Origin of the sequence: Sandarakinorhabdus oryzae (genome assembly GCF_009733735.1) — a bacterium.
In the GTDB taxonomy this organism is placed as follows: domain Bacteria; phylum Pseudomonadota; class Alphaproteobacteria; order Sphingomonadales; family Sphingomonadaceae; genus Sandarakinorhabdus; species Sandarakinorhabdus oryzae.
Genome location: NZ_WNJP01000239.1, coordinates 1 through 3,425, shown reverse-complemented (window position 1 = coordinate 3,425; position 3,425 = coordinate 1). Strand labels below are relative to the sequence as shown.

Below are 3,425 nucleotides of genomic sequence, written 5' to 3'. Positions count from 1 at the left end.
CAGCGACCGCGTGCCGCTGGGCGAAAAGCCGCGCACCGTGCGCCAGGCCGCCGCCGGCGATCCGCTGGCCAGCTATCGTGCCATCGCGCCGTCGGCCCCGGCGCGGCGCAACGACGATGGCGATGGCGAAAGCTTCACCGGCTTTGGTCCGGAAGGCGTGCCGGGTTTCCTGAGCCGCCCGATCCGTCAGCCCGCCTGAACCCGCCCGACCCGTGCGCCAGCTGCGGTGAACCGGCTGGCGCGCGCCGGCTTTCCGCTTTCCATCCACGTGCATGTCATTGTAAGTTCAGGGGGTGATCCCCTGCCCGCTCATTGCCGTCGCCCTGGCCACCGCCGCGCCCGGCAGCACCGTGGCCACCGGCGCCATCACCTGCCCTGACCGGATCAGCATATCCGATCGCGATTATGGCGGCGTGACCCTCGATGCCAGTGGCGCCACCTTCCTGGAAGGCGCCGGGATCAGGGACGTCAAGGGCCTGACGATCAAGGGCGGCACCTGGGGCCGCACGGACCGTGGCACCATCGTGCCGCACACCATCCGGGCCGACAATGTCGAGGATTTCAGCCTCGCCAATGCGACCGTGGTGGGCAATGGCGACGAGAAGGGCAACGGCGTCTCCATCCGCGCCTTCAAGCGCGCCACGGTGCGCGACAGCTATTTCTCAGGGCACCAGCAGGCCATCGCCTTCTACGGCGGCGAGGATCTCCTCGCCACCCGCAATGTCATCGAGAAGGCCACGTCTGATGGCATCAACCTGGCCGACAACCAGCGCGGCATCGTCAGCGCCAACAGCTGCGCCTGGTATGAGCGCTCTGGCCGCCAGCACCCGGATTGCATCCAGCTGTGGAGCGGCAAGGGCAAACCACTGCAGGCCGACATCTGGGTGATCAACAACAAGGCGACCGGGGTCATGCAGGGCATATTGTCGAGCGACCCCAAGACCGGCAGTGGCAGGCGGCTGCATTTCCACGGCAACTACATGGCCGTCACCTTCTCGCACACCATCACCTGCGGCGCCTGTGTGGAAAGCGTGGCGACGGACAATGTGTTGGCCAGCTATCCGGGCACGCTCTACGGCATAGGCAAGCTGAAGGGCTTCGAAGATCCCAGCAATGTCACCGCGCGCAACGAGATGCGCGATGGCACCAAAAAACTGCCGCCGCGCGTGTGGTGGCGCGGTGTGCCGGATGTCGATGGCCAGGTCGGCAGCCGCTTCGACAACCGTTCGTTCGCCCCGCGGCCCGGCGACCTCAAGGACGTGCCGGCGCTCCCGCGATGAACAGGGCCGCGCGTGATGCCCGGCGCCACAACTTGCCAAGCCCGGTGCGGCTGATAGGTTGCGGGCAGGGTCACCGGTGGGGGAAATTGTGACGGCAGCGTGGTTTCCGGCCTATGTGAAGGCCCGGCATCATCCCGGCAAGGGGCGGTTGATCCGCGCCCTGCTGCGCCTGTTCGATGGCCGCCGCCTGCCCAGCGTCTATGGCCCGCAAATGACGGTGCGGGCGCGCGATGCCACCAACCGCTTCGCCCTGCTCGGCACGCTGGCCGAGGATTATCGCGACGTCCACGACCAGATCATGGCGATGGGCGCCGGCGAATGCTTCGTCGACATCGGCGCCAATCTGGGCCTGTTCACCATGGTCGCCAGCCGCCACCTTGGGCCGGATGGCCGGGTGATCGCGTTTGAACCCAACCAGAAGACGTTCGCGGATCTGGCCGGCAACCTTGCTGCCAATGGCTGCACCAATGTCGTCACGCTGTGTGCCGGCGTCTCTAGCAGCACGGCGCGGGTCGCCTTCGATCCCGGCCCCGCCGGCCACAGCGGCATTGCCCATATCAGCGAAAGCGGCAGCAGCGCCATCATGGTGCTGGGCAGCGAGCAGGTCGCCGATCTGATCCGCAACGTCGCCGGCGGCCGCCGCATCACCATCAAGATCGACGTCGAAGGCCATGAGAACCAGGTGATCGAGGCGCTGATGCCGCTGCTGGGCGACCCGCAGGTGGTGAAGATGATTGTCGAGGTGGACCCTGACAACCTGGCCCAGCACGGCACCACCCGCGAGACATTGTTCGCCAGGCTGGCCGACAAGGGCCTGACCCCGAGCATCAACGACCCCAGCCGCCGGCATTACAACGAAGTCTTCGTGCGGCGTTAGATGCCTAGAACGCGCCGCCGGCCGCCTGCCACTGCTCCACTTCCCAATCCAGCCGTGCCGGATGGCCGAGCACGGCACTGACCGGCCGGCGCAGGGCCGCTGCGGCCGGCGTGTCAGCCAGCCCCAAGCGGAAGCAGAAGCTGGGCCGCCACGCCGGATCGTCGAGCAGGCCATCGACAGCACGGGCGAAGCGCGGCGCCTGGCCCAGTTGCGCCTCGCGGTCGATCATTTCGGGCAGCTGGTTCAAGGGTTGCGCCACCAGGCCGGCGGCAGTGGCATTCAGATGCAGCCGTTGCCAGGCGCTGCCGACCAGCAGGGCGGAGCGCCGGTCGTGCGGCAGCGGAGTGAGGATCAGACCGAACAGCGAGGCCGTGGGCAACTGCGTGTCGCGCGTCGCCGCCAGCCAATATTGGCCCTCGCTGGCCGCCGATTGCGCCGGCAGCATGGCGCCGGCCGCTGCCAGCCAGGGTGACACGCCCGACGTGGCCAGGGTCAGCCCGTCCATCAGGCGCTCGGCGTCGCGGCGCTCGTGGCGGAACCAACGGTGGCTGTCCTCCATCATCGCGGCATCAGCGGTGATGGCCTGGGTTGCCTCGTCGGTGAGGGCGGCAAAGCGCTTGCCGATCGGGCTGGCGGCGGTGAACAGCGCCACCTTCACGCCCGGAAAGGCCGGGAAAGCGAGCAGTTCGGCCAGCTTGGCTTCGGCCACTGGCCCGCCGCGCCACGGCCCGCGGTGGGTGTGGCGACGGGCAATGAACGGCAGCAGACGATGCGGCGCAGGGCCACTGCCATCCGGGCCCAGGATCAGGCGCGCGACATGGCCGGGGTTCTGCGGATCGGGCAGCAGTTTCACCCGCGACGCCCGCCGCAGCACCGTGGTGGCCAGCGCCATGTTGTGGATGGCAGCGCCCAGACCCGCCAGCCGTTCGCGCCCGAACGGGTCCATGCTGCCCAGCGCCCGGCCCGGCACCTCGAAAATGTCCACCCCCAGCCGGCCGACGGCAAAGGCCCAGGGCTGGGTGTTGTGGGGGCTGGACGCCAGAACCGCCGCGCCGATCAGCTTCAGCGGCCCGACCTGGCGCTGACTGGCCCAATCATCCCACGCCGCCAGCGCCGGGTTGTCGCCGCCCAAAAGGCCCTGCTGCCAGGCCCGCGCGCCGATGCCCGCGGCCAGCAGCCCGGCACCCCCGGCCAGCAGTTGGCGCCGGCTGGTCACTCGGCCGGCACGGGCGCCGGCGCCTGGTCTGCCGTCTGCCAGCGGGCGCCCA

Annotated in this window: 3 protein-coding genes and 1 pseudogene; 3 read left to right on the top strand and 1 reads right to left on the bottom strand. The window is 69.1% G+C overall.

All coding sequences use genetic code 11. The features are described 5' to 3' along the window. From GJ693_RS17115 to GJ693_RS14850, 3 genes and pseudogenes are all read left to right on the top strand, one after another. A pseudogene (locus GJ693_RS17115) lies at nucleotides 1-199 on the top strand (DEAD/DEAH box helicase); the annotation flags it as partial. 94 nt (nucleotides 200-293) lie between these two features. Further along, nucleotides 294-1,280 (top strand): right-handed parallel beta-helix repeat-containing protein, encoded by a 987-nt coding sequence (locus tag GJ693_RS14855; RefSeq protein WP_156257039.1) that lies wholly within the window; start codon nucleotides 294-296, stop codon nucleotides 1,278-1,280. A gap of 88 nt (nucleotides 1,281-1,368) precedes the next feature. Further along, the gene (locus GJ693_RS14850; protein WP_156257038.1) at nucleotides 1,369-2,157 is read left to right on the top strand and encodes an FkbM family methyltransferase; all 789 of its coding nucleotides are present in this window, start codon (nucleotides 1,369-1,371) and stop codon (nucleotides 2,155-2,157) included. 4 nt (nucleotides 2,158-2,161) lie between these two features. On the opposite strand, the gene GJ693_RS14845 is transcribed toward GJ693_RS14850, so the two are convergent. Further along, on the bottom strand, nucleotides 2,162-3,425 hold a 1,264-nt coding region (locus GJ693_RS14845; RefSeq protein ID WP_207789969.1), incomplete at its 5' end, for a nitroreductase family protein.